Raw genomic sequence first — 25319 nt, forward strand, 5'->3', positions numbered from 1 at the left:
GGAGACATCCATGAGCAACGATCTTATCAAGCACGTCACCGACGCGACCTTCGAGGCCGAAGTACTGAAGGCCCAGGGCCCGGTGCTGGTTGACTACTGGGCTGAGTGGTGCGGTCCTTGCAAAATGATCGCTCCGGTCCTGGACGACATTGCCACCACTTACGAAGGCAAGTTGACCATTGCCAAGCTGAACATCGATGACAACCAGGAAACTCCGGCCAAGCACGGCGTGCGTGGTATCCCGACCCTGATGCTGTTCAAGAACGGCAACGTCGAGGCCACCAAGGTCGGCGCGCTGTCGAAGTCCCAGCTGCAAGCTTTCCTCGACGCCAATATCTAAGCGTCCTCAAAAAGCCCCGCAATTTGCGGGGCTTTTTCGTGAAACAGGGCTAGACGCTCTGAAACTCAGGTGGTACATTCGGCCCCGCACTGGTTTCTCCACTGCCCCCTGCAAGCCGTCGCCGACGCTCTCCTTTTCGATTAGTACGCGATCCTGTCGCCTTCTCTGCGGCGCGGCCTCATTAAGCCAAAAGCTTAATTTCCCCCCCTCCATAAATGATTACGTCATTCCTATATGAATCTGACTGAACTCAAGCAAAAGCCGATTACCGAACTGCTCGAATTGGCCGAACAGATGGGCATAGAAAATATGGCCCGTTCGCGCAAGCAGGACGTGATTTTCTCCCTGCTGAAAAAGCACGCGAAAAGCGGCGAGGAAATCTCCGGTGATGGCGTGCTGGAGATTCTCCAGGACGGCTTCGGCTTCCTCCGCTCTGCAGACGCTTCCTATCTCGCCGGCCCAGACGATATCTACGTCTCGCCGAGCCAGATCCGTCGCTTCAACTTGCGCACCGGTGACACCATCGTTGGCAAGATCCGCCCTCCAAAGGAAGGCGAGCGTTATTTCGCCCTGCTCAAGGTCGACACGATCAACTACGATCGTCCCGAGAACGCGAAAAACAAGATTCTCTTCGAGAACCTGACGCCGCTGTTCCCGACCGTGCGCATGAAGATGGAAGCCGGCAACGGTTCCACCGAAGACTTGACCGGTCGTGTCATCGACCTGTGTGCCCCGATCGGCAAAGGCCAGCGCGGCCTGATCGTGGCCCCGCCGAAAGCCGGCAAGACCATCATGCTGCAGAACATCGCAGCGAACATCGCCCGTAATAACCCTGAAGTTCACCTGATCGTGTTGCTGATCGATGAGCGTCCGGAAGAAGTAACCGAAATGCAGCGCACCGTGCGCGGCGAAGTGGTTGCCTCGACGTTCGATGAGCCGCCAACCCGCCACGTGCAGGTTGCCGAAATGGTGATCGAGAAGGCCAAGCGCCTGGTCGAACACAAGAAAGACGTGGTGATCCTGCTCGACTCCATCACCCGTCTGGCCCGTGCCTACAACACCGTGATCCCGAGCTCCGGCAAGGTGCTCACCGGTGGTGTCGATGCCCACGCCCTGGAGAAACCGAAACGTTTCTTCGGCGCTGCGCGGAACATCGAAGAAGGCGGCTCGCTGACCATCATCGCCACCGCACTGGTTGAAACCGGTTCGAAGATGGATGAAGTGATCTACGAAGAGTTTAAAGGTACCGGCAACATGGAACTGCCTTTGGACCGTCGTATCGCCGAGAAGCGGGTGTTCCCGGCCATCAACATCAACCGTTCCGGCACGCGCCGCGAAGAGTTGCTGACCGCCGATGACGAACTGCAGCGCATGTGGATCCTGCGCAAGCTGCTGCACCCGATGGACGAAGTTGCGGCCATCGAGTTCCTGATCGACAAGCTGAAAACCACCAAGACCAACGACGAGTTCTTCCTGTCGATGAAGCGCAAGTAACACGACGCTTCGGTCAAAAAGGATGGCGCCCCATGGGGCGCCATTTTTTTTGTTTCTGGAAAAGGAGGTTTGGCTTTAGTGTGTGTCTGTTTAGAAACAAACTCGCGTGTGTGACTACACTCGCTGTCCATCCGATCAGGCAAATTACAAGATTTTATGACCATTCTCGCTTATCGCAGGGACATTGACGGCCTGCGTGCCATAGCTGTGCTCGCTGTTGTGCTGTTTCATTTTGGTGTACCGGGCTTTACCGGCGGCTTTGTCGGCGTCGACGTGTTTTTCGTGATCTCCGGCTACTTGATCACCTCGATCATCTGGCGCGAGCGTGAGGCCGGCCGTTTCAGTTTTGTCAGCTTCTGGGCCAGGCGAGCGCGGCGTATCCTGCCGGCACTGTTCGTGATGATGCTCGGCGCGCTGGTGGTGGGCTGGTTCCTGCTGGCGCCCAAGGATTACAGCGAGTTGGGGCGCTCGATACATAACCAGGTGGTGTTTATCTCCAACCTGTTTTTCATGCGTCAGGACGGTTACTTTGATGTGGCCTCCGATATCAAACCGTTGCTGCATACCTGGTCATTGTCGGTTGAAGAACAGTTCTACATCCTCTTCCCACTCCTGCTGACACTGCTGTCGAGCCGGCTCAAATATTGGCGCACGGCGCTGTTCGTGTTGTTGCTGGTGTCATTCGGCATGAGTACATGGGCGGTGGCCCACGCTCCGGAAAGAGCCTTTTTCCTGCTGCAGATGCGTGCCTGGGAGCTGTTGGCGGGCGCAATGCTGGCGGTAATGCCGGTACGCGAGTACCGCGCCAGCCCGGCGTTGGCGCAGGCCGTCAGCCTTGCCGGCCTCGGCCTGATCCTGCTGGCGGTCTTCGCGTATGACCCGAGCACACCGTTTCCCGGCGCCGCAGCGCTGTTGCCGGTGGTGGGCGTGGTCTGCCTGATTTGGGCCAACGGCCAGCAAACTACCCTGACGAGCAAGCTGCTGGGTAGCCGCTTGCTGGTGGGGATTGGCCTGATCTCCTACTCCTGGTACCTGTGGCACTGGCCGGTGTACGTGTTTGGCAAGTACGCCAGTGTCGACGGGCTGGGCCCGTGGGAGCTTGGTGCACTGTTTGTGTTGAGCCTGGTGCTGGGTTATGCGTCCTGGCGGTTTGTCGAGGCGCCGTTCCGTGAACGTCGGCTGTTGGCAGGGCGCAAGCAAATCCTGGTGGCGGCGGGTATCGCGCTGCTTGGGGTGGGACTGCTCGGCAAAGGCCTGGTCATGACGAAGGGCTTGCCTTGGCGCCTGTCGCCCGAGGCGCTGCAATTTGCCCAGGCGCGCGAGTGGAGCCCGGACCTTATGGCCTGCCTGGTGGATGGTGGGAAAAATCGCCACCATGGATTTTGTCATTTCGGGCCTCAGTCCGCGCCGACGCGCGCGCTGGTCTGGGGCGATAGCCATGCCACGGCGCTGGTTCCGGCGTTGCAAGACGGCGCGAGCAAGTACGGTGTCAGCGTCACCCAGGCAGGTTATGCCGGTTGCCTGCCGTTTAATCGCAAGGAAAGCGTTCCGGGCTGCCTGGCCTTTAACCAGCAGGTCACGCAGCTGCTCGGCAAGGAAACCTTTAGCGACGTGGTGCTGGTGGCGCGCTGGAGCCTGTATGTCTATGGGCAGCGCGATGGTGATACCGAGGCTTCGTTGCTGGACCCGGCGACCGGAACCTATGACCGCGCCTTCGCCGAGCGGCGCTTCGCTGAAAGTCTGGGCGCCCTTGTGCAGCAATTGCGCGCCAGCGGTCATCGGGTGTGGCTGGTCAAGGAAGTCCCCCTGCAGGAATTCAGTCCGCCTTACCGCCTGAGTCGCCTGGCGATGCTCGGCCGGCCCACCGACAAAGAAGGCATGCCCCTGGATGAGCACCTCCAGCGCCAGGCCTATATCAGCAGCGTATTCGAGCGCATGGCGGCGGCTGATCCCGGGGTAAAGGTAATGGATCCGGCGCCCAAGTTATGCAGTGCGAATGACTGGTGCCGGGTGGAACTGGACGGTCAGTCGCTGTACACCGACGACAATCACCTCTCGGCGGTTGGTTCGCGGTATGTCGAGGCGTTTCTTGAACCCTTGTTCAAAGCCTTGCGCGATGAAACCCAGGCATCGGCTCTTTGAGTCTGTGTCGTCGGCAATGCTGCTCAATAAGCTGCCAGCGACCGTAAGAGCAGGTAGGATGTACGCCTATTTTACGGGTGGCATGGTTAATGAAATTCAAGGATCTTCGGGATTTCGTGCAGCAACTTGAGCAGCGCGGAGAGTTGAAACGTATCCAGGTGCCGATTTCCCCGGTCCTGGAGATGACTGAGATTTGCGACCGCACCTTGCGCAACAAGGGCCCGGCGCTGCTGTTCGAAAACCCGGTGGGCTTTGATATCCCGGTGCTCGGCAACCTGTTCGGCACCCCCGACCGCGTGGCGTTTGGCATGGGCGCCGAGTCGGTCAGCGAACTGCGCGAGATCGGCAAGCTGCTGGCCTTCCTCAAGGAACCCGAGCCACCCAAGGGGCTCAAGGACGCCTGGTCGAAGCTGCCCATCTTCCGCAAGATCATCGCCATGGCCCCCAAGGTCGTGAAAGACGCGGTCTGCCAGGAAGTGGTGATCGAAGGCGAGGATGTCGACCTCGGCATGCTCCCCGTGCAGACCTGCTGGCCTGGCGACGTCGGCCCGCTGATCACCTGGGGCCTGACCGTCACCAAGGGCCCGAACAAGGACCGCCAGAACCTCGGCATCTACCGTCAGCAAGTGATCGGCCGCAACAAGGTCATCATGCGCTGGCTGAGCCACCGTGGCGGCGCCCTGGATTTCCGTGAGTGGTGCGAAAAGCACCCCGGCCAGCCATTCCCTGTTTCCGTGGCCCTGGGCGCCGACCCGGCGACCATCCTCGGCGCCGTCACGCCGGTGCCCGACAGCCTGTCCGAGTACGCTTTCGCCGGCCTGTTGCGTGGCAATCGCACTGAGCTGGTGAAATGCCGCGGTAACGACCTGCAAGTGCCGGCCACCGCCGAAATCATCCTCGAAGGCGTGATTCACCCGGGCGAGATGGCCGATGAAGGCCCCTACGGCGACCACACCGGCTACTACAACGAAGTCGACAGCTTCCCGGTGTTCACCGTCGAGCGCATCACCCACCGGATCAAGCCGATCTACCACAGCACCTACACCGGCCGCCCGCCGGATGAGCCGGCGATCCTCGGCGTGGCGTTGAACGAAGTGTTTGTGCCGATCCTGCAAAAGCAGTTTCCGGAAATCACTGACTTCTACCTGCCGCCCGAAGGCTGCTCGTATCGCATGGCCATCGTGACGATGAAGAAGTCGTACCCCGGCCACGCCAAGCGGGTAATGCTGGGTGTGTGGTCGTTTTTGCGCCAGTTCATGTACACCAAGTTCGTTATTGTCACCGACGACGACATCAACGCCCGGGACTGGAACGACGTGATCTGGGCCATCACCACGCGTATGGACCCCAAGCGCGACACGGTGATGATCGACAACACGCCGATCGACTACCTCGACTTTGCTTCCCCGGTATCGGGCCTCGGCTCGAAAATGGGCCTGGACGCCACCCATAAATGGCCGGGTGAAACCACCCGCGAATGGGGCCGCGTGATCGTCAAGGACGAAGCGGTCACTGCCCGTGTCGATGCGCTCTGGAAAGAATTAGGAATAGATTGATGCGTGTAACCCTGCAGCCTTCCGGTGCGGTACTTGAACTGACGCCCGGCGAGCGGATCCTCGAGGGCGCGCGCCGCCTGGGCTACGATTGCCCCCAGGCCTGCCGCAATGGCGTGTGCCACGTGTGCGCGGCGCTGCTGGTGGAAGGCCGGGTGCAGCAAGCCGGTGAGGTGCGTGACCATGGCGAGTTCTATACCTGCATTGCCGAACCGCTGGAAGATTGCATTGTGTTGTGGGATGGCGTGCTGGCGCCGGGAGAATTGCCGGTGCGCAAACTGTCTTGCCAACTGAGTGAATGCGTTGAAGTGGGCGGTGACGTCTGGCGCGTGCGCCTGCGGGCTCCGGCCGGCAAGGCGGTGCGCTACCACGCCGGGCAATACCTGATGATCGAGCGGGAAAACGGCGAGAAGTCGGCGTTCTCCCTGGCCTCGGCGCCCCACGCCGGGCGCGAGCTGGAATTGCACGTGCTGGCCCGGGAAGACAGCGCCCGCAGCCTGCTGGAGCAGTTGCAGCGCAACCAGATGGCCCGCATCGAAATGCCGTTTGGCGACACCCACCTGGCGGAACTGCCCGACGGGCCGCTGGTGCTGATCGCCGCCGGCACCGGCATGGCCCAGATGCATAGCCTGATCGAACACTGTCGCGCCAGTGGCTTCAAGCACCCGGTGCATCTGTACTGGGGTGTGCGTCGCCCCGAGGATTTCTACGACATCGAGCACTGGGACCAGTGGCTGCAACTGCCCAACCTGTTCCTGCACAAAGTGGTCAGCGACCTGTGTGGCTGGGAAGGGCGCTGCGGGCTGTTGCATGAAGCGGTGTGCGAAGACATCAGCGACCTCAAGGCCGTGCATGTCTACGCCAGCGGTTCACCGGCGATGATCTACGGCACCCTGGATGCGCTGGTCGAGGCCGGCATGGATGCGCACCAGATGCGTGCTGACGTATTTGCCTACGCACCCCGCCCGTAACCTGTGGCGAGGGAGCTTGCTCCCGCTGGGCTGCGCAGCGGCCCCGAAACAGTCGCTGGGTTCTATCTTTAAGATCGCATGAACTTCAGGGCCGCTTCGCGACCCAGCGGGAGCAAGCTCCCTCGCCACAGAAGCCCTTCAGTGGCTTGATCAGAAACGAACGCCCGTGGTCACCATCGCCGCATTGAACCCGAGCAACACCAGCTCGGCGGCAACCGGCCCGTAGTGGATGCCCACCGAGGGGATGATCACCGGCGCTACCCCCAGTCCATTCAGCGGAATCTTGTCGCGGTACTTGCCGCGATAGCCCTGGATCAAACCCCCTGTCAGCTTCAAGTACACCGGGTAATCGGGCATGTCGTAGCGTTTGCCGGCATAGGCGTAGTACGAACGCTGGCTGAACGAGTTGCGAAACGTCGCCCCGCCATACACCAGGCCTGACGCTTCATTGCGCTCCAGGCCGATCAGGTCCTGGTTGTTGTTGTGGTCCTTGTCCGGCGCAAAATGCCGGGTGTAGACGCTCGTCTGGGTATACCAGAAGCCTTTTTCGTCCTGGGTCGGCACTTCCGCCGCCAGGGCGGTGGTGGCCTGTGCCAGGAACAACAGGCTGGGCAGTCGGTATTTCATGGAGTGACCTCGGTAGTCGATTCGGTTGGCGGCCAGGTGGGTCGTGACAGACGCCTATTTTGAAGGCTCAGCGTGCCCCCAGGCTGAACCTGCGCTGAAACTACAGGGATTGAGGCAGCCAATCCTGATGAGCGGAGCGGCCCGGGCTTATGCATTCGCTTATTCTTTAAAGGTATTTAATTTGTTACATAAATATCATTAAGCTATATGCCAACGGACTACCGACTTTCTGCCAATAACCAATAAATGACCGCCACCGTCCGCCACACGGATCGATCGTACGAGCTCAGAGCATTGACGTTCTGGCTTTTGATTCCAAGGGGAGCGGTATGGGGAGCAACAAGCAGCACCTGCTGTACACGGCGATTTTGTCGGCTAATTTGCTGACCGCTGTGGGATTCAGTCCAGTGGCATCCGCCGAAACGGCCACTGCCGATGTACCCAAACTCGATACAGTCATTGTCACCGGCACCCGCGCCCAAGAGCGCACCGCCAGTGCCTCGCTGTCACCTATCGATGTGATTTCCGGCGACACCTTGCGCAGCACCGGCTCTGATGAGTTGGGCGCGGTGTTGGCGCGATTGATTCCTTCCATCAACTTTCCACGCCCGAGCCTGGTAGACGGTGCCGAACTGGTGCGCCCGGCGCAGCTGCGTGGCCTGTCACCGGACCAGGTGTTGGTGCTGGTCAACGGCAAGCGCCGCCACACCAGTGCCTTCGTCAATCTCGGCGGTGCGGTTGGGCGTGGCTCGGCGCCGGCGGATTTGAATGCGATCCCGTTGTCGGCGGTCGACCATATCGAGGTGCTGCGTGACGGCGCATCGGCCCGCTACGGCTCCGATGCGATTGCCGGGGTGATCAACGTGATCCTCAAGCATGACGACCACGGCGGCTCGATCACCAGCAAGTTTGGTGAGTACAAGAAGGGCGACGGTATCCAGCGCAACCTCAGCGGCAACACCGGTGTGGCGCTGGGCGATAACGGGTTTATCAACATCTCTGCCGAAGGCGCCGACAACGATTACACCAACCGCGCCGGCAAGGACCTGCGTCCGGGCAGCGTTGGTTCGACGACCTACGGCCAGCGGGTGTTCCGCCAGGGCGAGCCGGCCACCGACCAGGGCAAGCTGTTTCTCAACTCGGAATATTCCTTCAGTGATGCGGCCGAGTTCTATGCGTTTGGTGGCTACAGCAAGACCCGCGGCGAGACGGCGGCGTTCTACCGGGCCAGTAACGCGAGCAACAACATTCCTGCGCTCAACCCCAATGGTTACCTGCCGTTGATTCGCGGTGACGTGGAAGACACGTCCCTGGCGGTCGGCCTGCGCGGCTTGTTGGCCTATGACTGGCACTACGATGTGTCGGTCAACTACGGCAAGAACCAGTACCAGATCGGTACCGAAACCATCAACACCTCGCTGGGCCTGGCCACGCCGCGCAAGTTCGACAACGGCACGTTGGTCAATGACCAGAAGCAACTCAGCCTGGACCTGTCGCGGGAATTCAGCCTGGGCTGGTTGCCGTATCCGGTGTCGGTGGCGTTTGGCGGCGAATACCTGGACCAGGGTTACCAGATCAAGGCGGGCGACCCGGCGTCCTACTACCAGACCGGCAGCTCGGGCCTGGGCGGCTTCCGTGATTCCGACGCCGGCACCAGCACGCGCCACAACTGGGCGCAGTACCTGGACCTGGAAACCAACTTCACCGAAAAACTCAGTGCCTCCGCCGCCGTGCGTCACGAGGACTACAGTGATTTTGGCTCCAACGTCAGCGGCTCGCTCTCGGCGCGCTACGACTTCACCCCGCAAGTGGCCTTGCGCGGCAGTGTTTCCAACGGTTTCCGTGCGCCGTCCCTGGCACAGCAAAACTTCGCCTACACCTCGTCGCAACTGATCGGCAACACCATCCAGGAAGCCGGCACCTTCCCGGCCAACAGCCAGGTGGCGCGCCTGCTCGGCGCTGAAGACCTGAAAGCCGAGAAGTCCCGCAACTACAGTCTCGGCCTGGTGCTGGAGCCGACCGACAACCTGACCGTGACCGCCGATGTCTACCGTATCGACATCAGCGACCGCATCAGCCTGTCCTCCAACCTGGACCTGAGCAAGAACCCGGCTGCGCTCGCGTATCTGCAGGCCAATGGCGTCGGCAACATCAACTACACCACGGTGCGCTACTTCACCAACGCCACCGACACCACCACCAATGGCGTCGACCTGGTGGCCAACTATCGCTACCAACTGGACAACGGTGTGCGCTGGAACAGCACCGTGGGCTACAACTACAACCACACCAAGGTCACCGACGTAAAAGCCAACCCGTCCGTACTGGATAGCCTGGGCGCGAGCCTGGTTCGGGTGGACCGTCGCGAGCGCATCGGCTTGCTGGGCGACACCACACCCCAGCACAAGCTGAGCCTGGGCAACGACCTGAGCTTCGGCAATTGGGCGCTGCACAGTAATTTGGTGCGCTATGGTTCATTCACCAGCTACCAGGCCGACCCTGCCAACGACCAGAGCTTCAAGGCCGCCTGGCTGTTGGATCTGTCAGCCGACTACAAGCTGAAAAACTGGACCTTCACCGTTGGCGGCGACAACGTCACCGACAAATACCCGGAAAAACTCAATGCCTACGCCAGCAGTGGTGGCAATTTGGCCTATAGCACTTTTTCGCCGTACGGTTACAGCGGCGCGTTCTATTACGGTAAAGTTGCTTACAACTGGTAACAGCTTCTCGTAACAACAAAGGAGACCTAAGCGATCTGCCATGACCGCCATTGAATCTGATCTTTTGCAATTGGCTTACCCTCCGCGGCTCGATCTGGGGCCGCAACTCACTCACGAACAGTTGATGAGCTCGATGCAAGCCACCATGGCGCTGCACAAGGGTGGGCCGGTCTGGCTATTCGCTTACGGTTCGCTGATCTGGCGGCCTGAATGTTCGTCGACACAGCGGATGCGGGCGCGGGTCCACGGTTATCACCGGGGCTTGTACCTGTGGTCCCATGAGCACCGGGGCACGCCGGAAATACCGGGGCTGGTGTTTGGCCTGGATCGCGGCGGCTCGTGCAGCGGGTTTGCCTACCGCTTGCCGGAAGATCAACTGGAGGCCTCGCTGTATGCCCTGTGGCAGCGCGAGATGCCGTATCCCTCGTACCGGCCGCACTGGCTCAGCTGTCGTCTGGAAGATGGCAGCCAGGTGCAGGCATTGGGATTTGTCCTGGAACGGCACCTGCCCAGTTATGCCGGCAATTTGCCCGACATCGTGCTGAATCACGTGTTGCAAAGCGCTTGCGGGCGTTACGGCACTACGCGCGATTATGTCGAGCAGACCGTCAACGCCCTGCGTAGCCACGCCATGCCAGACAAGAATCTGGAGGCGCGGCTCAAGCGGTGTTCCAAAGGCTGTTCCGACGATTAACGTGCGGCACTGACGCTATTGGTGTGCCACAAGGTGGGGATCAGGAACGCGATGGCCAGCAGGCACGCGCCGATCAGCAGCACGAAACCACCGTCCCAACCGAAATGGTCAACGGTGTAGCCCATGGCCGCACTCGCTGCCACTGAACCACCCAGGTAACCGAACAGGCCCGTAAAGCCCGCTGCGGTACCGGCGGCTTTCTTCGGTGCCAGTTCCAGCGCCTGCAGGCCGATCAGCATCACCGGGCCGTAGATCAGGAAGCCGATGGAGAACAGCGCGATCATGTCGATCATCGGGTTGCCCGGCGGGTTGAGCCAGTAAACCAGGGTCGCCACGGTGACCAGGCCCATGAACACAATGCCGGTCAGGCCACGGTTGCCACGGAAGATCTTGTCCGACATCCAGCCGCACAGCAGCGTGCCCGGAATGCCCGCCCACTCGTAGAAGAAGTACGCCCACGAGGTTTTATCCACGTCGAAGTGCTTGGCTTCCTTGAGGTACGTCGGTGCCCAGTCCAGCACGCCGTAGCGCAGCAGGTAGACGAAGACGTTGGCGAAGGCGATGTACCAGAGCATTTTGTTGCGCAGCACGTACTTGACGAAGATTTCCTTGGCGCTGAATTCGTCCTCGTGGCTGGCGTCGTAGCCTTCCGGGTAATCGTTCTTGTATTGCTCGATGGGCGGCAGGCCCACCGATTGCGGGGTGTCGCGCATGGTGATGAAGGCAAACGCCGCCACCAGCAGGGCCACGGTAGCCGGGACGTAGAACGCCGCGTGCCAGTCGTTGAACCAGGCCATGCCCAGCAGGAACAGCGGGCCGATCAAGCCGCCGCCGACGTTATGCGCCACGTTCCATACGGAAACCACACCGCCGCGTTCCTTCTGCGACCACCAGTGCACCATGGTCCGCCCACTTGGCGGCCAGCCCATGCCCTGGGCCCAGCCGTTGATGAACAGCAGAATGAACATCATGGTCACGCTGGAGGTAGCCCAAGGTGCGAAACCGAAAATGAACATCACCCCGGCGGACACCAACAGGCCGAAGGGCAGGAAGTAGCGCGGGTTGGAGCGGTCGGACACCAGGCCCATGAGGAACTTGGACAGGCCGTAGGCAATTGCGATCGCCGACATTGCCAGGCCCAGCTGGCCACGGGTGTAACCCTCGTCGATCAGGTACGGCATGGCCAGGGAGAAGTTCTTGCGCAGCAGGTAGTACCCGGCGTAACCGAAGAAAATACCGGCGAAGATCTGCCAGCGCAGGCGTCGGTACGTGCTGTCTATTTTTTCTTCAGGCAGGGGCGCCTGATGTGCGGCAGGACGGAAGAAAGCAAACATTCAAGAGCTCCAGATTTCTTGTTTTGACTGCGGATGCGAATGTTACAGTTTCGTTACCGAAAATAGCACCGCCTCTTATCTGCGGGCATAGGAATTGAGTGCAATTGCATGTTCTTTTACGAACATGTCGCTTAGAGGCAAGTGAGGGACGTTTTCAGGAGGGGATGCCAAGAAGCAGTGGTGAGGGAGCAAGCTCCCTCACCACAGGCAGTGATTCGGTTCAGTTGCCGTTGGCGGCTGCGATATCACCTGGAAGCAGGTGTTCCTGGATCTTCTGGCTGCGGGATTCCACCAGTTGACCCTGGTCGTCGAAGCGCAACACGATCAGCCAGTCATACACATTTTCCGGCCATTTCTTCATCCCGGTCAGCGCCGCGCCGTCACCGCCGAAGGCCTCGATCAACTTGTCGATATGCCCGTGATGCCAGGCGATCAACACGGTCTGCGCCTGGTTGGACTTGCGCAGGGACTTCACCAGCTTGCCGACTTGATCGTCTGAGTAGGGTGTTTCAAGCGGGAGCTGCAGGCGCTGGGCCAGGGGTGTCAGGGTCAGGCGCGGGCGAGAGCTTTCCTTGCTGTCGCTGGTAGCGATCAGCCGCTGGGGCACCACGGAGATGCCGTTCAACAGCAGCGGGTCGAAATAGCTGGCGTAGGCCGCCGCCCGCTGTTCGCCCTTGGGGCTCAGCAACGGACCTTCATCGGGTTTTTCCGCATGGCGCACGATCAGCACCGTCACGTTGTTCAGCCCGCGTACATCCTTGCCCTCTTTATGGGCAAAGGCGTGAGCCGACACCATCATCAGCAACCCCAGAAACAGCGCGCGCAGCGGTGTGACCATTATTCATTCCTGCCAGTGAGTGAGTGCCTCGGCCGATCATGGGCCCAGGCACTCCGCGGACAAAATGAAACAATAGTCAGCGTAGCTGCACCACGACCTTGCCCACAGCCTTGCGCTGGCCGAGGTCGTTGATCGCCTGCGCCGCCTGCTCCAGCGGGTACACCTGGGACACCAGCGGCTTCAACTTGCCCTCGGCGAACCAGCCGAACAGTTGCTGGAAGTTGGCGGCATTGTCCTGCGGCTGGCGCTGGGCGAACGACCCCCAGAACACCCCGACCACCGCCGCGCCCTTGAGCAGCGCCAGGTTCACCGGCAGCTCGGGAATGCGCCCGCTGGCAAAGCCCACCACCAGCAGCCGGCCATTCCAGGCGATGCCGCGAATGGCCTGGTCAAACAGGTCGCCGCCCACCGGATCGTAGATCACGTCCACGCCGTTGCCGCCGGTAAGGCGTTTGATCTCGTCCTTGAGGCTGGCTTCGCTGTAGTTGATCAACTCATCGGCACCGGCAGCCTTGGCCACCGCCAGCTTGTCGGCGCTGCTGGCCGCGGCGATCACCCGGGCGCCCATGGCCTTGCCGATTTCCACCGCAGCCAGGCCGACGCCGCCGGAGGCACCGAGCACCAGCAGGGTTTCCCCGGGTTGCAGGTTGGCCCGTTGCTTCAGGGCGTGCATCGACGTGCCGTAGGTCATGCTGAAGGCTGCGGCGGTGTTGAAGTCCATGCTCGGCGGGATCGGCAGCACGTTGTAGCCCGGCACCGCGACCTGCTCGGCGAAGCTGCCCCAGCCGGTCAGGGCCATCACCCGGTCACCGACCTTCAGGTGGCTGACGTTCTCACCGACTTGGCTGATCACGCCTGCCGCTTCACCGCCTGGCGAAAATGGGAAGGGCGGCTTGAACTGGTACTTGCCCTCGATGATCAGGGTGTCCGGGAAATTGACCCCGGCCGCATGCACGTCCAACAGGATTTCGTTCTTCTTGATCGCCGGGCTTTCGACGTCTTCCAGCACCAGGGTTTCGGCGGGGCCGAAGGCTTTGCACAGCACAGCTTTCATCGGACTATTCCTTTTGGCGTGTTGGCCGATAAGTGTAGGTGGGCAGGGCGACGGGTCAACGAGCATGCCCCGGCCTGATAAGTCGCCATAAGCTTGTGCTCAGGGCTGCTAGCGTTATGCTACTGGGCAACCGAATTGAGGAATGAACTGTGAAAGCGTGGATCCTGTTGATGCTGGCCCTGACACTGCCGACGGCAGCCCTGGCCGAAGAAGCCAAAGAAGGCGAAGCGCCGAAGGTCAGCTATATCAGCCTGAGCCCGCCGTTTGTCGGTAACTACGGCCTGGATGGCACCGCGAAGCTGCGGGTGTTCAAGGCGGATATCGCCCTGCGGGTCACCGGTCCCGAGGCAGCCGCTGCCGTGAAAGCCAACGACGCGCTGATTCGCAACCAGTTGGTGGCGCTGTTTACCCAGCAGACCAACGACACCATGAGCAGCGTTGATGGGAAGGAAAAACTGCGCCAGGAAGCCCTGAAGCAGACCCAGCAAGTAATGAACGACGAAACCGGCAAGCCGCAGGTTGAGGATCTGTTGTTCAACAACCTGATCATCCAGTAAGCCGGTCGCTTCGCGCCCTTCGCGAGCAAGCCCGCTCCCACATTTAACCGCATTCTCATGTTAGAACTCGGTCAAGTGTGGGAGCGGGCTTGCTCGCGAAGAGGTCCTGACAGACACCTCAGGAAGCCAGGCTCTTCCTGAACCGCGCCAACGCCACCGCAAAGAACAGCAACCCAATCCCCGCCAGCGCCAGCAAGTCCGGCCACACCACATTCACACCCGCATCCCGGAACAGAATCGCCGCACTCAGGCTCACAAAGTGCGTCGACGGCGAGCCCTGCATCACCCATTGCAACCACTGCGGCATACTGTCCAGCGGCGTGCTGCCGCCGGACAACAGCAGCATCGGGATAATCACCGGGATCGCCAGCAGGCCAAACTGCGGCGTCGAGCGGGCGAGGGTGGCGAGGAAGATGCCGAGGGCAGTACTGGCAAACAGGTACAGCGCTGTTACCAGCAAAAACAATGTCAGCGACCCGGCCAGCGGCACGCCGAGCAAGCCTTTCACCACCACTTCCAGCGACAGCCAGGTGCACAGCACCACCACCAGCATGTTGCTCCAGATTTTCGCCAGCATGATTTCCAGCGCAGTCAGCGGCAGCACCAGCAAATGGTCGAGGGTGCCGTGTTCGCGCTCACGCAGCAGCGCGGTGCCGGTCAGCACGATGGCGAGGATGGTGATGTTGTTGACGATCTGAATCACCGCCAGAAACCAGCCGCCTTCCAGGTTCGTGTTGAACAACGCCCGGGTGGTCAGCAGCGCCGGCACCTTTTGGGCGGCATCGGCCTGGTTGCCATAGGTCAGCAATTCCCGCTGGAAAATCCGTCCGATATACCCGGCACCCATGAATGCCTGGCTCATGGCCGTGGCATCGACGTTGACCTGCACCCCCGGCTGGCGCCCGGCCAACAGGTCGGCCTGGAAATTCGCCGGCACGTTGATCACGAAGGTGTACTGGCCGCTGTCCATCACCTTGTCCAGTTGGTCGTACGGCAACGGCACCGCCGCCTGGAATTCCGGCGGTTGCAGCGCTTCGGCCAGTTGCCGGGAAAGCGCGCTGTGGTCTTCATCCACAAAGGCCACGCTGGCGTTGTGCACGCCGATCACCGAGCCGGCGGCGGGCATATAGATGGCGACGGTAAAGGCGTAGAGCAGGAACAGCAGCAACACGCTGTCGTGGCGCAGGCTGGTCAGTTCCTTGATGCCGAGGCGCAGGATATGGGCGAACTTGTGCATCTCAGGCCTCCTGCTTCTTGAGCATGATCAGGCTAAGCCCGGTGAACCCCAGGAAAAACCCGAACAGCGCCAGGCACTGTGGCCATAGCTGACGCAGGTCCAGGGCCTTGGTAAAGGTGCCCACTGCAATGTCGAGGAAGTAGCCCGCCGGGAACAACATGCCCATCAACGCGGCGGCGCCTTCCAGGGACGAGCGCGGCACGATCAGCCCGGAGAACTGGATGGTCGGCAGGCTGGTGATGATCATGGTGCCCAGGATCGCTGCGATCTGGGTGCGGGTGAACGCGGAAATCAGCAGGCCCATGCTGGTGGTGGCCAGCACATACAGCAGGCCGCCGAAAGCCAGGGTCACGCCGCTGCCCTTGAACGGCACGCCGAACAGCCAGCGGTTCATCGCCACCAGCAGGCCCAGGTTGATCAGGCTCACGGCCAGGTACGGCGCCTGCTTGCCCAACAGGAATTCCAGGCGGGTCAGGGGTGTGGCGTAGAAGTTGGTGATGGAGCCCAGTTCCTTCTCGCGCACGATCCCCAGGGCCGTGAGCATTGCCGGGATGAAGGCGAGGATCAGCGCCATCACGCCGGGACCGATAGCGTTCACGCTGACCACGTCCTGGTTGTAGCGAAAGCGGGTTTCCAGTTTGGCGGCCGCTTGCTGATTCAGTGGTGTGCTGTTCAGTTCGGCCAGTTGTTGGAGGTTGGCCTGGTGCACGGCCTCGACATAATTGCGGCTGGTTTCCGCACGGAACGGCATGCCGCCATCGAGCCAGGCGGCCACGGCGGGTTGGCGGCCGGCGTAGAGATCGCGGCCGAATCCTGGCGGAATCTCCAGCGCCAGTTTGATCTCCGAGCGCTGCAGGCGTTTGTGCAGTTCGTTGGAGTCAGTGATCGGCGACTGTTCGGCGAAATAGCGCGAACTGCGAAAGGCTTCCAAGTAGGCCCGGCTTTGCGGCGTCTGATCCTGGTCGTAGACGGCGAAGGCGAGTTTCTCCACGTCCAGGGAAATGCCGTAGCCGAAGATCACCATCATGAAAATCGCCCCCAACAGGGCGAAGGCCATGCGCACTTTGTCCCGCAGCAGTTCCTTGCCTTCGCGGCTGGCGACGGCCAACAGGCGGGCGACGCTGAACCCGCGTTTGCTGACGGGTGGGGCCATGGGTTCGCTGACGGTTTCGGAGGGCGCGGTGGTCGCTTCGGGCGCGCCTTGGGCCTGTTCGAGGCAGGTGACGAACGCCGCTTCCAGGGTTTCGCCGTGGAACTGCTGTTGCAGCGCGTCCGGCGTGTCGCAGGCCAGCACCTTGCCCGCGTGCATCAGCGAGATGCGGTCGCAGCGCTGGGCTTCGTTCATGAAGTGGGTGGACAGGAAGATCGTCACGCCCTGTTCCCGGGACAGTTCGATCAGCAGCCGCCAGAAGTCATCCCGCGCGGCCGGGTCGACGCCCGAGGTCGGCTCATCGAGGATCAGCACTTCCGGGCGGTGCAGCACCGCCACCGCCAGGGACAAGCGCTGGCGCAGGCCCAGCGGCAACTCGCCGGACGGCTGCTCGGCAACGTCGCCCAGGTCAAAACGCTTGATCAATTCGTCGATGCGCTGGCCGCTCTCGGCCTTGGGCAGGTCGAACAACTGCGCATGCAGCACCAGGTTCTGGCGCACGCTGAGTTCGCCGTACAGCGAGAAGCTTTGCGACATGAAACCCACGCGCTTGCGGGTGGCCAGGTCCTTGGCGTTGACCGGGTTGCCCAGCAGCGTGGCGGTGCCCTCGGTGGCGGGCATCAACCCGGTGAGGACTTTCATGGTGGTGGTCTTGCCGCAGCCGTTGGAGCCGAGGAAACCAAAGATCTCGCCCCGGCCAATCGCGAAGCTGACCTTGTTGACTGCTGTGAAGTCGCCGAATCGCAGGGTCAGGTCGTGGGCTTCGATGGCGATGTCGGTGTTGTCGCTTTGCCGGGGCGGAATCACCAGCGGTTCATTGTTATGGGCACTGTCGCCCTGGAAATGGGTGAAGGCTTCGTCCAGTTTGCCGCTGGGCGTCGCGGCGGCCAGTTCGCTGCTCAGGCCGTCGGCGATCAGCTTGCCGCGGTCGAGCATCAGGCAATGCTCGAACTGCTCGGCTTCTTCCATGTAGGCGGTGGCCACCAGCAGTGTGAGCTGCGGGCGTTCGCTGCGTACGGTTTCCACCAGTTCCCAGAAGCGCCGACGGGACAATGGGTCGACCCCGGTGGTGGGTTCGTCGAGGATCAACAGGTCAGGGTCGTGGATCAGTGCACAGCACAGGCCGAGTTTCTGCTTCATGCCGCCGGAGAGCTTGCCGGCGGGGCGCTCGGCGAAACGCGCGAGGTCAGTGGCCAGCAGCAGGTTGTGCATGCGCTGTTCGCAATCGGCTTTCGACAGGCCGAACAGCGTGGCGAAGAACCGGATGTTTTCGCTGATGGACAGCTCGGGGTACAGGTTGCCGCCCAGGCCCTGGGGCATAAAGGCGATGCGCGGGTACAGGCTGTTGCGGTGGCGGCGGTCTTCGATGGAGCCGCCGAGTACTTGCAGTTCGCCTTGTTGAAGCTTTTTGACCCCGGCGATCAAGCCCAGCAGGCTCGACTTGCCGGCGCCGTCCGGGCCGATCAACCCGCAGCGTGTGCCGGCGGGCAGGCTGAAGGCGATGTCGATCAGCGCCTGTTGCTTGCCGTAGCGATGGTTGATCCCCGTGGCGTGCAGCGCCAGGCCGCTCATTGCAGGTTGGCCGGCCAGTCCAGGTCAGCGGTGCGCACATAGCCGGCGCCGGGCATGCCCGGTTTGGCTTGGGGCACGGCGCTTGGTTGGGTCAGGCGCAGCTTGACCCGGAACACCAGCTTCTGACGTTCGTCGCGGGTTTCCACTTCCTTGGGGGTGAACTGCGACTTGGCGGCGACGAAGCTGATTTTCGCCGGCAGCGGTTGCTTCGGCAGGGCGTCGAGGACGATCCGCGCTTCGCTGCCCACGGTCAAAGCGCCTGTGACTGAAGCGGGCAGATACAGGTTCATGTATTGGTCGTTGGGGTCGATCAGCAGTAACACGCGACCACCCGCGCCGAGCACTTCGCCGGGTTCGGCCAGGCGTAGCTGGATGATGCCGTCGATAGGCGCCCGCAGGCTGCTGTCTTCGATTTCACTGGTGAGCTGGGCGACCTGAGCCTGGGCGGCGCCGATGGCGGCCTTTACCGAATTGACCTGGGCCTGGGCGGCGACCACGGCAGCGTTGCCGGTGTTTTGCCGGGCCTGCTGCTGGTCGATCAGCTGGCCGCTGGCGAAGCCGCGCTTGTACAGCTCCTGGGTGCGCTTGAGTTCCTGGCTGGCCAGCAGTTGTTCGCTCCGGCGCAGTTGCACATTGGCTTCGGCAGCAGCGAAATTCTCCCTGGCCCGCAGCACTTCAGCTTCGGCCTGGGCGCGCTGGGCTTCCAGGGTACGGGTGTCCATGCGCGCCAGCAGTTGGCCCTTGAGCACCTTGTCGCCTTCGTCCACCCGCACTTCGGCGAGGCGCCCGGGGATCTTGGCGGCGATCTGCACTTCAGTCGATTCCAGCCGGCCATTGCCCATGCTCAAGCCTTCGGGCAGGCGGTCCTGGGTGGATTGCCAATAGCCGAAGCCGCCGGCGGCCAGCAGCAAGACAATCAATGGAATGGCGAAAAGATGGGAGGTACGGTGGTTCGTCGACATGGGTGCATCCTGCGGCGTTAGCGTCCTAGTTTGACCGATCCTGCCCGGAGGCCCTTGATGCGGGTCAAATGAAGCGCCAGCCTAACCCGGTTGGCGCGCAGATGCATGCGCCATGGGCGTGACCGCAGGGTTCTGCTGTTTCAGCGCAGGCCGAGTACGGCGGCCCATTGCTCGGCGGTGACCGGCATCACCGAAAGGCGGCTGCCTTTTTGCACCAGGGGCAACTCGGCGAGGGCAGTTTGCTGTTTCAGATAGCCTAGCCCCAGGACCTTCGCAAAGGTCTCGACGTGGGCAACATTGATCGCGCTCCACGGATTTTTTTCAGGGCTGGCCTTGGCGTCGAAATAATGACTGTCGGGCTCCAGCGCGGTCGGGTCCGGGTAGGCTGCCTCGACGATTTTACCGATGCCGGCAATCCCCGGTTCCGGGCAGCTGGAGTGGTAGAAGAAGAACTGGTCACCCACCGCCATCGCCCGCAGGAAGTTCCGCGCCTGGTAGTTGCGCACCCCGTCCCACCGGGCCTCGCCGAGCTTTTCCAGGCCCTTGATGGACAGTTCATCGGGCTCGGATTTCATCAGCCAATAGGCCATGTTTTCGCTCCTCAAAAGTCGATTGGGAAAGTTGTCCTGCAATTTTATGACAAACCGACAGTCGGTTGGCGTCAAGGTTTGCGTGTTGGTTCACGTTAACGCAGAATGCCGGGGTTTTGAGCTTGACGCAGCTGGCACGGACTACTAATGGAACGTTGCTGTCATCGTGTGCAAGATGCCTGAAGGGGGGCAATCGATGAAACGCAAACCGGATTTACTATGGATTTTGGTTATTTTGTTCGGCCTGGGCGTTGTGACCACCGGCTATGCGCAGAGCTTGTGGTCGAACAAGACTGACGCACCGATTGAACTCGCACAGCAACAGCCGCAACCGTTCAAACGCTGACCCGTCTTCAAGGCGCTGCTGATTCCAGTAGCGTCTCTGCTATATACCAATCCTTATCGGTGACTGTGCCCTCAAGCGGTACATCCCAGCTTGCCTGTGCCAATCGTTCGACCTTCTGGCATTCATGGGCCAGGCCCAACAGCGTCGGCTTGCGCCAGGATTTCCGGCGGGCCATGTAGGCCAGGCTGCGGTCATAAAACCCGCCGCCCATGCCCAACCGTCCGCCCACATCATCAAAGCCAACCAGTGGCAGCAGCACCAGGTCCAGCGCCCAGACCTTGCGTTGCCGGCCAGCATTTACCTGGGGCTCGAGGATGCGAAAACGGTTGGGCCTCAGCTTTTCGCCGGGGCGCACTCGCTGGAACACCATCTTGGTTCGCGGCCATGCACTGAGCACCGGCAGGTACGTCGCCTTGCCCTGGCGCTGTGCAGCGCGCAGCAGCAGGCGCGGATCGATTTCACCGTCCGTCGGTAGATATAAGGATAGGTGTTTGGCCCGGCGAAACAGCGGGTGCTGTGCCAGTTGCCGATACAGGCCCAAGGCGGCCTGGCGTTGCTCGCTTGGCGTCAGGGCGCGGCGGGCTTTGCGCAGCATGCGTCGAAGTTGCGGGCGGGAAAGCGGCGCAGGTTCGGTCATGGTTTTCGGCTCATAAAACAATGCCAGTCCTGGGACTGGCATTGGATCTGGGAATCAGGCTCCCCGACAGAACCGCTGTCGACTTAGCCCTTGAACCCGAAAGTTCAAGGTGGAAGAAACAGTAGGCTTTAAGGCTTTCCGTCTAGCGGACATGCACACCAGCCCAACGTGTAACTTCCAGGGTAGTGCGAATCGGCTCAGGGACATCGCCGACTGGCAAGCACGCCAGGGAGTGGGGCGAGTATACCCGAAACCGACGCCGCAATCAGCCCTTGGGTGGCTCTGGATCGGTAGAAAGTACCAGATCGACCCGCTCCAGCAGGTCGCGCACCTGCTCGCGCGTCGAGCCGCTGGCCTGCACGTCAGGCCGTTCCTGCTTATGCAGCAGATCGTGGGTAATGTTCAGTGCGGCCATCACGGCGATGCGATCGGCGCCGATGACTTTGCCGCTGCTGCGGATTTCGCGCATCTTGCCGTCCAGGTAGCGGGCAGCGCTCACCAGGTTGCTGCGTTCTTCCTGGGGGCAGATGATCGAATATTCTTTGTCGAGAATCTGCACGGTGACGCTATTGCTTGAACTCATGAGTCTTGCTCCAGGGCCTTCAGGCGCGAAATCATCGATTCGACCTTACGCCGGGCGATTTCGTTTTTTTCAATGAGGTGAGCGCGTTCCTCGCGCCAGGTCTTTTCCTGAGCTAATAGGAGTCCGTTTTGGCTCTTAAGTTGCTCGACCCGGTTAATTAGCAGCTCGAGTCTGGCCATCAGCGCTTGCAGGTCGGTGTCTTCCATTGGGTTCCACTGGATTTTGTCTGATGAATGGCAACTGCTGGATAAACGATCTGACGCCCTCGATAGTCTTGGTACGTCTGCCGATGCTAGGATACAGCGCTTCATTCTAGACATTGCGCCGTCTGGCGCCTAGCTCACCATGCCCATTCAGAACTCCCCGTACGATGCTTTTTCCAAACTGCTGAGTTCCAGCGGTCATCCTTGCTCGCCTGCCGAACTGCACGGCGTGCTGCTGGGCCGCAGTTGCACCGGTGTCGGCTTTGATGCCGACAACTGGCTGGCCGACGTCGCCGAGCTGCTGGAAACCGAGCCTACCGAAAACGTGCGCAATGCGCTCATCGGCCTGCAAGAGATGGTTAAAGGCGAGCTGACCGGTGATGACGTCACCGTCGTCTTGCTGCTGCCTACCGATGACGCGCCGCTCACCGAGCGCGCCGCCGCGTTGGGCCAATGGTGCCAAGGCTTCCTCCACGGTTTCGGCGTGAACGCCGGCGGCCTCGACCTGAGCACCGATGCCCAGGAAGTGCTGCAGGACCTGGCCGCCATCTCTCAGGTGCAAGACGCCCTGGAAGAGTCCGAAGACGGCGAAAGCGACTACATGGAAGTCATGGAATACCTGCGCGTCGCGCCGCTGCTGCTGTTCACCGAGACCCGTAAATCGGCTGAGCCCGCTGCACCCAAGCCGTCGCTGCACTAAGAAAGGAAGCCCATCTGCCCATGATCCATATCCCCAAAGCGGAATACACCCGGCGCCGCAAGGCGCTCATGGCGCAGATGGAACCCAACAGCATCGCCATCCTGCCGGCGGCTGCGGTGGCCATCCGCAACCGTGACGTCGAGCACGTCTACCGCCAGGACAGCGACTTCCAGTACCTGAGCGGCTTCCCCGAACCGGAAGCGGTGATTGTGCTGATGCCCGGTCGCCAGCACGGCGAGTACGTGCTGTTCTGCCGCGAGCGCAATGCCGAGCGCGAACTGTGGGACGGCCTGCGAGCGGGCACCGAAGGCGCGATCCGCGATTTTGGCGCCGATGACGCCTTCCCGATTACCGATATCGACGACATCCTGCCCGGCCTGATCGAAGGCCGTGACCGGGTGTATTCGGCCATGGGCAGCAATGCCGAATTCGACCGGCACCTGATGGAGTGGATCAACGTGATCCGCTCCAAAGCGCACCTCGGCGCCCAGCCGCCGAACGAATTTGTTGCCCTGGATCATCTGCTTCACGACATGCGCCTGTATAAATCGGCGGCAGAAGTGAAGGTGATGCGCGAGGCGGCACGGATTTCCTGCGCGGCCCATGTACGGGCGATGCAGGCCAGCCGCGCCGGGTTGCATGAGTTCAGCCTGGAAGCGGAGCTCGACTACGAGTTTCGCAAGGGCGGGGCGAAGATGCCGGCCTATGGTTCCATCGTCGCCTCGGGGCGCAACAGCTGCATCCTGCACTACCAGCAGAATGACGCGCTGCTCAAGGATGGCGACCTGGTGCTGATCGACGCCGGCTGCGAGATCGACTGCTACGCCAGCGACATCACCCGCACCTGGCCGGTGAGCGGCAAGTTTTCCGCCGAGCAGAAGGCGATTTATGAAATCGTGCTGGCTTCCCAGGAGGCCGCCTTTGCTGAAATCGCCCCGAACAAGCATTGGAACCAGGCCCACGAGGCGACGGTGCAAGTGATCACTGCCGGGCTGGTGAAGCTGGGATTGTTGCAGGGTGATGTCGACGAACTGATCGCCAGTGAAGCCTATAAAGCCTTCTACATGCACCGCGCCGGCCACTGGCTGGGGATGGATGTGCACGATGTCGGCGAATACAAGGTCGGCGGCGAGTGGCGGGTGCTGGAAGTCGGCATGGCACTGACCGTGGAGCCGGGGATTTACATCTCGCCGGACAACCAGAACGTGGCGAAGAAATGGCGTGGCATTGGCGTACGCATCGAGGACGACGTGGTGGTGACCAAGCAAGGCTGTGAAATTCTGACCGGTGGCGTGCCCAAGTCCGTCGCCGAGATCGAAGCATTGATGGCGAGCGCCCGATGAGCCGGGTCAACCTGGCGATTATCGGCGGCGGCCTGGTGGGTGCCAGCCTCGCATTGGCCTTGCAGGCCGGAGCCAAGGCCCGGGGCTGGAAGATCGTGCTGATCGAGCCGTTTGCCCCCGGCGACAGCTACCAGCCGAGCTATGACGCGCGTTCTTCAGCGCTGTCCTTTGGCGCGCGGCAGATCTATCAACGGTTGGGCGTGTGGCAGGAAATCTCTCGCCGCGCCGAGCCGATCAAACAGATTCATGTGTCGGACCGTGGCCGCTTCTCTACCGCGCGCCTGTCGGCCATGGAAGAGGGTGTGCCGGCGCTTGGCTACGTAGTGGAAAACGCCTGGCTGGGCCAATGCCTGTGGCAAGGGCTGGACAAGGACGTGGTCAGTTGGCGTTGCCCGGCGGAAGTTACGCGCATGGAGCCGCTTGCCGATGGTTACCGCCTGACCCTCAATGACGAAACCGTGCTGGAGTGCGACCTCGCGGTGCTGGCCGATGGCGGTCGCTCAGGTTTGCGCGAGCAACTGGGCATCGGCGTTAAAAAGCGGCCGTACAACCAGAGCGCGCTGATCGCCAACATCACCCCAAGCGAGGCCCACAACGGCGAGGCGTTCGAGCGGTTCACCGACGAAGGCCCGATGGCCTTGCTGCCGTTGCCGGACAACCGCTGCGCGCTGGTCTGGACCCGCGTCGGCATGGACGCCAAGCGCCTGGCCGAGCTGGACGAACGCAGCTTCCTGAGTGAACTGCAGGGCGTGTTCGGCTACCGCCTGGGCACCCTCAAGCAAGTCGGTGCGCGCCACCTGTACCCGCTGACGCTCGTGGAAGCGGAAGAACAAGTGCGCTCTCATCTGGCCGTACTTGGCAATGCCGCCCACAGCCTGCACCCGATTGCCGGTCAGGGCTTCAACCTGTCCCTGCGGGATGCCTACGCGTTGGCCGAGGCGCTGCTGGCCGGGCCGGCGATTCCGGGCGACCTGGCGACACTGCAGGCGTACCGCGAGCGTCAGCGCATGGACCAGAAACTCACCGTCGGCTTCTCCGATCAGGTCACCCGCCTGTTTGGCAGTGCGCAACCGTTGGTCGCGCTGGGCCGCAACATGGGCTTGCTGGGCCTCGACTTGCTGCCGCCGGCCAAGCGCTGGTTCGCGCGCCAGGCCATGGGCCTGGGTACCCGTCCCGATGCGTGAGTGGCTGACCCGACGCCTGGGCAAGGCGCGGCTGTTGCGCTGGATCATGACCCTGTACCCGCCGTACCTCGGGGCCGGAGTTCGGGTGTTGCACATCGGCAGCGATTTCCGCGAGGTCAAGGTGCGCATGGGCCTGGGCTGGTACAACCGCAACTACGTCGGCACGCAGTTTGGCGGCAGCCTGTATTCGATGGTCGACCCGTTCTACATGCTGATGCTGATGGAGAACCTGGGCCGCGACTACATTGTCTGGGACAAGGCTGCCGCTATCGACTTTATCTCGCCGGGCAAAGGCCCAGTGTTCGCCGAATTTTCCATCGACCAAGCGTTGCTGGACGAGATTCGCCAGCACACCGCCAGCGGCGACAAGTATTTACCGCAGCTCAAGGTACAGATTCATGACGGCTTCGGCACCCTGGTGGCGCGGGTCGACAAAACCCTTTACGTGCGGCGCAAGCTGCAATCGAGACAGGCTTAAAGCATGG

The 25319-nt window shown here is 61.6% G+C and carries 24 protein-coding genes and 1 other RNA gene; 13 read left to right on the plus strand and 12 right to left on the minus strand.

The window, feature by feature from the left end; genetic code table 11:
• Nucleotides 1–10: 10 nt before the first annotated feature.
• The 5 genes from trxA (at nucleotide 11) to HX805_RS03160 (ending at nucleotide 6500) form a co-directional block, all read left to right on the plus strand.
• Complete coding sequence (gene trxA / locus HX805_RS03140; RefSeq protein WP_003213989.1) at nucleotides 11–340, plus strand: thioredoxin TrxA; 330 nt, start codon at nucleotides 11–13, stop codon at nucleotides 338–340.
• A gap of 234 nt (nucleotides 341–574) precedes the next feature.
• A complete protein-coding gene (gene rho, locus HX805_RS03145; RefSeq protein WP_008438874.1) occupies nucleotides 575–1834 on the plus strand; it encodes a transcription termination factor Rho in 1260 nt (419 codons plus the stop codon).
• A gap of 156 nt (nucleotides 1835–1990) precedes the next feature.
• Nucleotides 1991–3976: an acyltransferase family protein gene (locus tag HX805_RS03150; RefSeq protein WP_177022365.1), complete on the plus strand. Its 1986-nt coding sequence runs from the start codon at nucleotides 1991–1993 to the stop codon at nucleotides 3974–3976.
• An 89-nt stretch (nucleotides 3977–4065) separates the two neighbouring features.
• Entirely contained in the window at nucleotides 4066–5532 is a 1467-nt protein-coding gene (ubiD, locus tag HX805_RS03155) for a 4-hydroxy-3-polyprenylbenzoate decarboxylase (RefSeq protein WP_008438879.1), read from the plus strand.
• Nucleotides 5532–6500: a CDP-6-deoxy-delta-3,4-glucoseen reductase gene (locus HX805_RS03160; RefSeq protein ID WP_003213981.1), complete on the plus strand. Its 969-nt coding sequence runs from the start codon at nucleotides 5532–5534 to the stop codon at nucleotides 6498–6500. Before ubiD ends, HX805_RS03160 begins: the two co-directional genes overlap by 1 nt.
• A gap of 150 nt (nucleotides 6501–6650) precedes the next feature.
• Here the strand turns inward: HX805_RS03160 and HX805_RS03165 are convergent, their stop codons facing one another.
• The gene (locus HX805_RS03165) at nucleotides 6651–7127 is read right to left on the minus strand and encodes a sn-glycerol-3-phosphate transporter (RefSeq protein WP_177116603.1); all 477 of its coding nucleotides are present in this window, start codon (nucleotides 7125–7127) and stop codon (nucleotides 6651–6653) included.
• A 329-nt stretch (nucleotides 7128–7456) separates the two neighbouring features.
• On the opposite strand from HX805_RS03165, the gene HX805_RS03170 reads away from it, so the two are divergent.
• Both HX805_RS03170 and HX805_RS03175 read left to right on the plus strand, forming a co-directional pair.
• On the plus strand, nucleotides 7457–9850 hold the full coding sequence (locus HX805_RS03170; protein WP_177116604.1) for a TonB-dependent siderophore receptor: 2394 nt from the start codon (nucleotides 7457–7459) through the stop codon (nucleotides 9848–9850).
• Between the two features lie 40 nt (nucleotides 9851–9890).
• Complete coding sequence (locus HX805_RS03175; RefSeq protein WP_003213974.1) at nucleotides 9891–10544, plus strand: gamma-glutamylcyclotransferase; 654 nt, start codon at nucleotides 9891–9893, stop codon at nucleotides 10542–10544.
• On the opposite strand, the gene glpT is transcribed toward HX805_RS03175, so the two are convergent.
• The 3 genes from glpT to HX805_RS03190 form a co-directional block, all read right to left on the minus strand.
• Complete coding sequence (gene glpT / locus HX805_RS03180) at nucleotides 10541–11878, minus strand: glycerol-3-phosphate transporter (RefSeq protein WP_003213972.1); 1338 nt, start codon at nucleotides 11876–11878, stop codon at nucleotides 10541–10543. The genes HX805_RS03175 and glpT overlap by 4 nt on opposite strands.
• A 220-nt stretch (nucleotides 11879–12098) precedes the next feature.
• A complete protein-coding gene (locus HX805_RS03185) occupies nucleotides 12099–12716 on the minus strand; it encodes a flagellar basal body-associated protein FliL (RefSeq protein ID WP_008438881.1) in 618 nt (205 codons plus the stop codon).
• Nucleotides 12717–12792: 76 nt separating this feature from the next.
• Entirely contained in the window at nucleotides 12793–13770 is a 978-nt protein-coding gene (locus HX805_RS03190; RefSeq protein ID WP_177054897.1) for an NADPH:quinone oxidoreductase family protein, read from the minus strand.
• A 149-nt stretch (nucleotides 13771–13919) separates the two neighbouring features.
• Here HX805_RS03190 and HX805_RS03195 point away from each other — a divergent pair, with 149 nt between their 5' ends.
• Nucleotides 13920–14327 (plus strand): flagellar basal body-associated protein FliL, encoded by a 408-nt coding sequence (locus HX805_RS03195; protein WP_003213967.1) that lies wholly within the window; start codon nucleotides 13920–13922, stop codon nucleotides 14325–14327.
• 118 nt (nucleotides 14328–14445) lie between these two features.
• On the opposite strand, the gene HX805_RS03200 is transcribed toward HX805_RS03195, so the two are convergent.
• The 4 genes from HX805_RS03200 to HX805_RS03215 all read right to left on the minus strand — a co-directional run bounded on the left by HX805_RS03200 (nucleotide 14446) and on the right by HX805_RS03215 (nucleotide 19838).
• Nucleotides 14446–15564, minus strand: a complete 1119-nt coding sequence (locus HX805_RS03200; protein ID WP_177116605.1) for an ABC transporter permease — start codon at nucleotides 15562–15564, stop codon at nucleotides 14446–14448.
• A gap of 1 nt (nucleotide 15565) precedes the next feature.
• The gene (gene rbbA / locus HX805_RS03205; RefSeq protein ID WP_177116606.1) at nucleotides 15566–18286 is read right to left on the minus strand and encodes a ribosome-associated ATPase/putative transporter RbbA; all 2721 of its coding nucleotides are present in this window, start codon (nucleotides 18284–18286) and stop codon (nucleotides 15566–15568) included.
• Nucleotides 18283–19248, minus strand: a complete 966-nt coding sequence (locus tag HX805_RS03210) for an HlyD family secretion protein (RefSeq protein ID WP_003213963.1) — start codon at nucleotides 19246–19248, stop codon at nucleotides 18283–18285. The genes rbbA and HX805_RS03210 overlap by 4 nt, the downstream gene beginning before the upstream one ends.
• 140 nt (nucleotides 19249–19388) lie before the next feature.
• Complete coding sequence (locus tag HX805_RS03215) at nucleotides 19389–19838, minus strand: EVE domain-containing protein (RefSeq protein ID WP_003213961.1); 450 nt, start codon at nucleotides 19836–19838, stop codon at nucleotides 19389–19391.
• Nucleotides 19839–20034: 196 nt separating this feature from the next.
• Between HX805_RS03215 and HX805_RS03220 the strand changes: the two genes are divergently transcribed.
• Nucleotides 20035–20184 carry a hypothetical protein gene (locus HX805_RS03220; RefSeq protein ID WP_003213959.1) on the plus strand — a complete coding sequence of 50 codons (150 nt, stop codon included), beginning with the start codon at nucleotides 20035–20037 and terminating at the stop codon, nucleotides 20182–20184.
• 7 nt (nucleotides 20185–20191) lie between these two features.
• On the opposite strand, the gene HX805_RS03225 is transcribed toward HX805_RS03220, so the two are convergent.
• The 4 genes from HX805_RS03225 to HX805_RS03240 all read right to left on the minus strand — a co-directional run bounded on the left by HX805_RS03225 (nucleotide 20192) and on the right by HX805_RS03240 (nucleotide 21610).
• The gene (locus HX805_RS03225; RefSeq protein ID WP_177116607.1) at nucleotides 20192–20821 is read right to left on the minus strand and encodes a 5-formyltetrahydrofolate cyclo-ligase; all 630 of its coding nucleotides are present in this window, start codon (nucleotides 20819–20821) and stop codon (nucleotides 20192–20194) included.
• 56 nt (nucleotides 20822–20877) lie between these two features.
• Nucleotides 20878–21056, minus strand: a non-coding RNA gene (gene ssrS, locus HX805_RS03230) — 6S RNA.
• 30 nt (nucleotides 21057–21086) lie between these two features.
• Complete coding sequence (locus HX805_RS03235; protein ID WP_003213956.1) at nucleotides 21087–21404, minus strand: cell division protein ZapA; 318 nt, start codon at nucleotides 21402–21404, stop codon at nucleotides 21087–21089.
• Complete coding sequence (locus HX805_RS03240) at nucleotides 21401–21610, minus strand: TIGR02449 family protein (protein ID WP_003213954.1); 210 nt, start codon at nucleotides 21608–21610, stop codon at nucleotides 21401–21403. Before HX805_RS03240 ends, HX805_RS03235 begins: the two co-directional genes overlap by 4 nt.
• A gap of 139 nt (nucleotides 21611–21749) precedes the next feature.
• On the opposite strand from HX805_RS03240, the gene HX805_RS03245 reads away from it, so the two are divergent.
• From HX805_RS03245 to HX805_RS03260, 4 genes are read left to right on the plus strand one after another with little or no spacing between them, the layout of a single operon-like run.
• Nucleotides 21750–22307 (plus strand): YecA family protein, encoded by a 558-nt coding sequence (locus HX805_RS03245; protein WP_003213952.1) that lies wholly within the window; start codon nucleotides 21750–21752, stop codon nucleotides 22305–22307.
• Nucleotides 22308–22327: 20 nt separating this feature from the next.
• On the plus strand, nucleotides 22328–23650 hold the full coding sequence (gene pepP, locus HX805_RS03250) for a Xaa-Pro aminopeptidase (protein WP_134327504.1): 1323 nt from the start codon (nucleotides 22328–22330) through the stop codon (nucleotides 23648–23650).
• Entirely contained in the window at nucleotides 23647–24834 is a 1188-nt protein-coding gene (gene ubiH / locus HX805_RS03255) for a 2-octaprenyl-6-methoxyphenyl hydroxylase (RefSeq protein WP_177020273.1), read from the plus strand. Before pepP ends, ubiH begins: the two co-directional genes overlap by 4 nt.
• The gene (locus HX805_RS03260) at nucleotides 24827–25312 is read left to right on the plus strand and encodes a DUF4442 domain-containing protein (protein WP_177068580.1); all 486 of its coding nucleotides are present in this window, start codon (nucleotides 24827–24829) and stop codon (nucleotides 25310–25312) included. The genes ubiH and HX805_RS03260 overlap by 8 nt, the downstream gene beginning before the upstream one ends.
• The last annotated feature ends 7 nt before the right edge of the window (nucleotides 25313–25319 follow it).

It is taken from the genome of Pseudomonas sp. G5001 (assembly GCF_013385475.1).
Classification (GTDB): Bacteria; Pseudomonadota; Gammaproteobacteria; order Pseudomonadales; family Pseudomonadaceae; genus Aquipseudomonas.

What these genes read in the sequence shown, in the direction of transcription:
- trxA (WP_003213989.1), top strand. Translation starts at nt 11, where the DNA reads ATGAGCAACGATCTTATCAAGCACGTCACCGACGCGACCTTCGAGGCC.
- rho (WP_008438874.1), top strand. Translation starts at nt 575, where the DNA reads ATGAATCTGACTGAACTCAAGCAAAAGCCGATTACCGAACTGCTCGAA.
- HX805_RS03150 (WP_177022365.1), top strand. Translation starts at nt 1,991, where the DNA reads ATGACCATTCTCGCTTATCGCAGGGACATTGACGGCCTGCGTGCCATA.
- ubiD (WP_008438879.1), top strand. Translation starts at nt 4,066, where the DNA reads ATGAAATTCAAGGATCTTCGGGATTTCGTGCAGCAACTTGAGCAGCGC.
- HX805_RS03160 (WP_003213981.1), top strand. Translation starts at nt 5,532, where the DNA reads ATGCGTGTAACCCTGCAGCCTTCCGGTGCGGTACTTGAACTGACGCCC.
- HX805_RS03165 (WP_177116603.1), bottom strand. Translation starts at nt 7,127, where the DNA reads ATGAAATACCGACTGCCCAGCCTGTTGTTCCTGGCACAGGCCACCACC.
- HX805_RS03170 (WP_177116604.1), top strand. Translation starts at nt 7,457, where the DNA reads ATGGGGAGCAACAAGCAGCACCTGCTGTACACGGCGATTTTGTCGGCT.
- HX805_RS03175 (WP_003213974.1), top strand. Translation starts at nt 9,891, where the DNA reads ATGACCGCCATTGAATCTGATCTTTTGCAATTGGCTTACCCTCCGCGG.
- glpT (WP_003213972.1), bottom strand. Translation starts at nt 11,878, where the DNA reads ATGTTTGCTTTCTTCCGTCCTGCCGCACATCAGGCGCCCCTGCCTGAA.
- HX805_RS03185 (WP_008438881.1), bottom strand. Translation starts at nt 12,716, where the DNA reads ATGGTCACACCGCTGCGCGCGCTGTTTCTGGGGTTGCTGATGATGGTG.
- HX805_RS03190 (WP_177054897.1), bottom strand. Translation starts at nt 13,770, where the DNA reads ATGAAAGCTGTGCTGTGCAAAGCCTTCGGCCCCGCCGAAACCCTGGTG.
- HX805_RS03200 (WP_177116605.1), bottom strand. Translation starts at nt 15,564, where the DNA reads ATGCACAAGTTCGCCCATATCCTGCGCCTCGGCATCAAGGAACTGACC.
- rbbA (WP_177116606.1), bottom strand. Translation starts at nt 18,286, where the DNA reads ATGAGCGGCCTGGCGCTGCACGCCACGGGGATCAACCATCGCTACGGC.
- HX805_RS03210 (WP_003213963.1), bottom strand. Translation starts at nt 19,248, where the DNA reads ATGTCGACGAACCACCGTACCTCCCATCTTTTCGCCATTCCATTGATT.
- HX805_RS03215 (WP_003213961.1), bottom strand. Translation starts at nt 19,838, where the DNA reads ATGGCCTATTGGCTGATGAAATCCGAGCCCGATGAACTGTCCATCAAG.
- HX805_RS03220 (WP_003213959.1), top strand. Translation starts at nt 20,035, where the DNA reads ATGAAACGCAAACCGGATTTACTATGGATTTTGGTTATTTTGTTCGGC.
- HX805_RS03225 (WP_177116607.1), bottom strand. Translation starts at nt 20,821, where the DNA reads ATGACCGAACCTGCGCCGCTTTCCCGCCCGCAACTTCGACGCATGCTG.
- HX805_RS03235 (WP_003213956.1), bottom strand. Translation starts at nt 21,404, where the DNA reads ATGAGTTCAAGCAATAGCGTCACCGTGCAGATTCTCGACAAAGAATAT.
- HX805_RS03240 (WP_003213954.1), bottom strand. Translation starts at nt 21,610, where the DNA reads ATGGAAGACACCGACCTGCAAGCGCTGATGGCCAGACTCGAGCTGCTA.
- HX805_RS03245 (WP_003213952.1), top strand. Translation starts at nt 21,750, where the DNA reads ATGCCCATTCAGAACTCCCCGTACGATGCTTTTTCCAAACTGCTGAGT.
- pepP (WP_134327504.1), top strand. Translation starts at nt 22,328, where the DNA reads ATGATCCATATCCCCAAAGCGGAATACACCCGGCGCCGCAAGGCGCTC.
- ubiH (WP_177020273.1), top strand. Translation starts at nt 23,647, where the DNA reads ATGAGCCGGGTCAACCTGGCGATTATCGGCGGCGGCCTGGTGGGTGCC.
- HX805_RS03260 (WP_177068580.1), top strand. Translation starts at nt 24,827, where the DNA reads ATGCGTGAGTGGCTGACCCGACGCCTGGGCAAGGCGCGGCTGTTGCGC.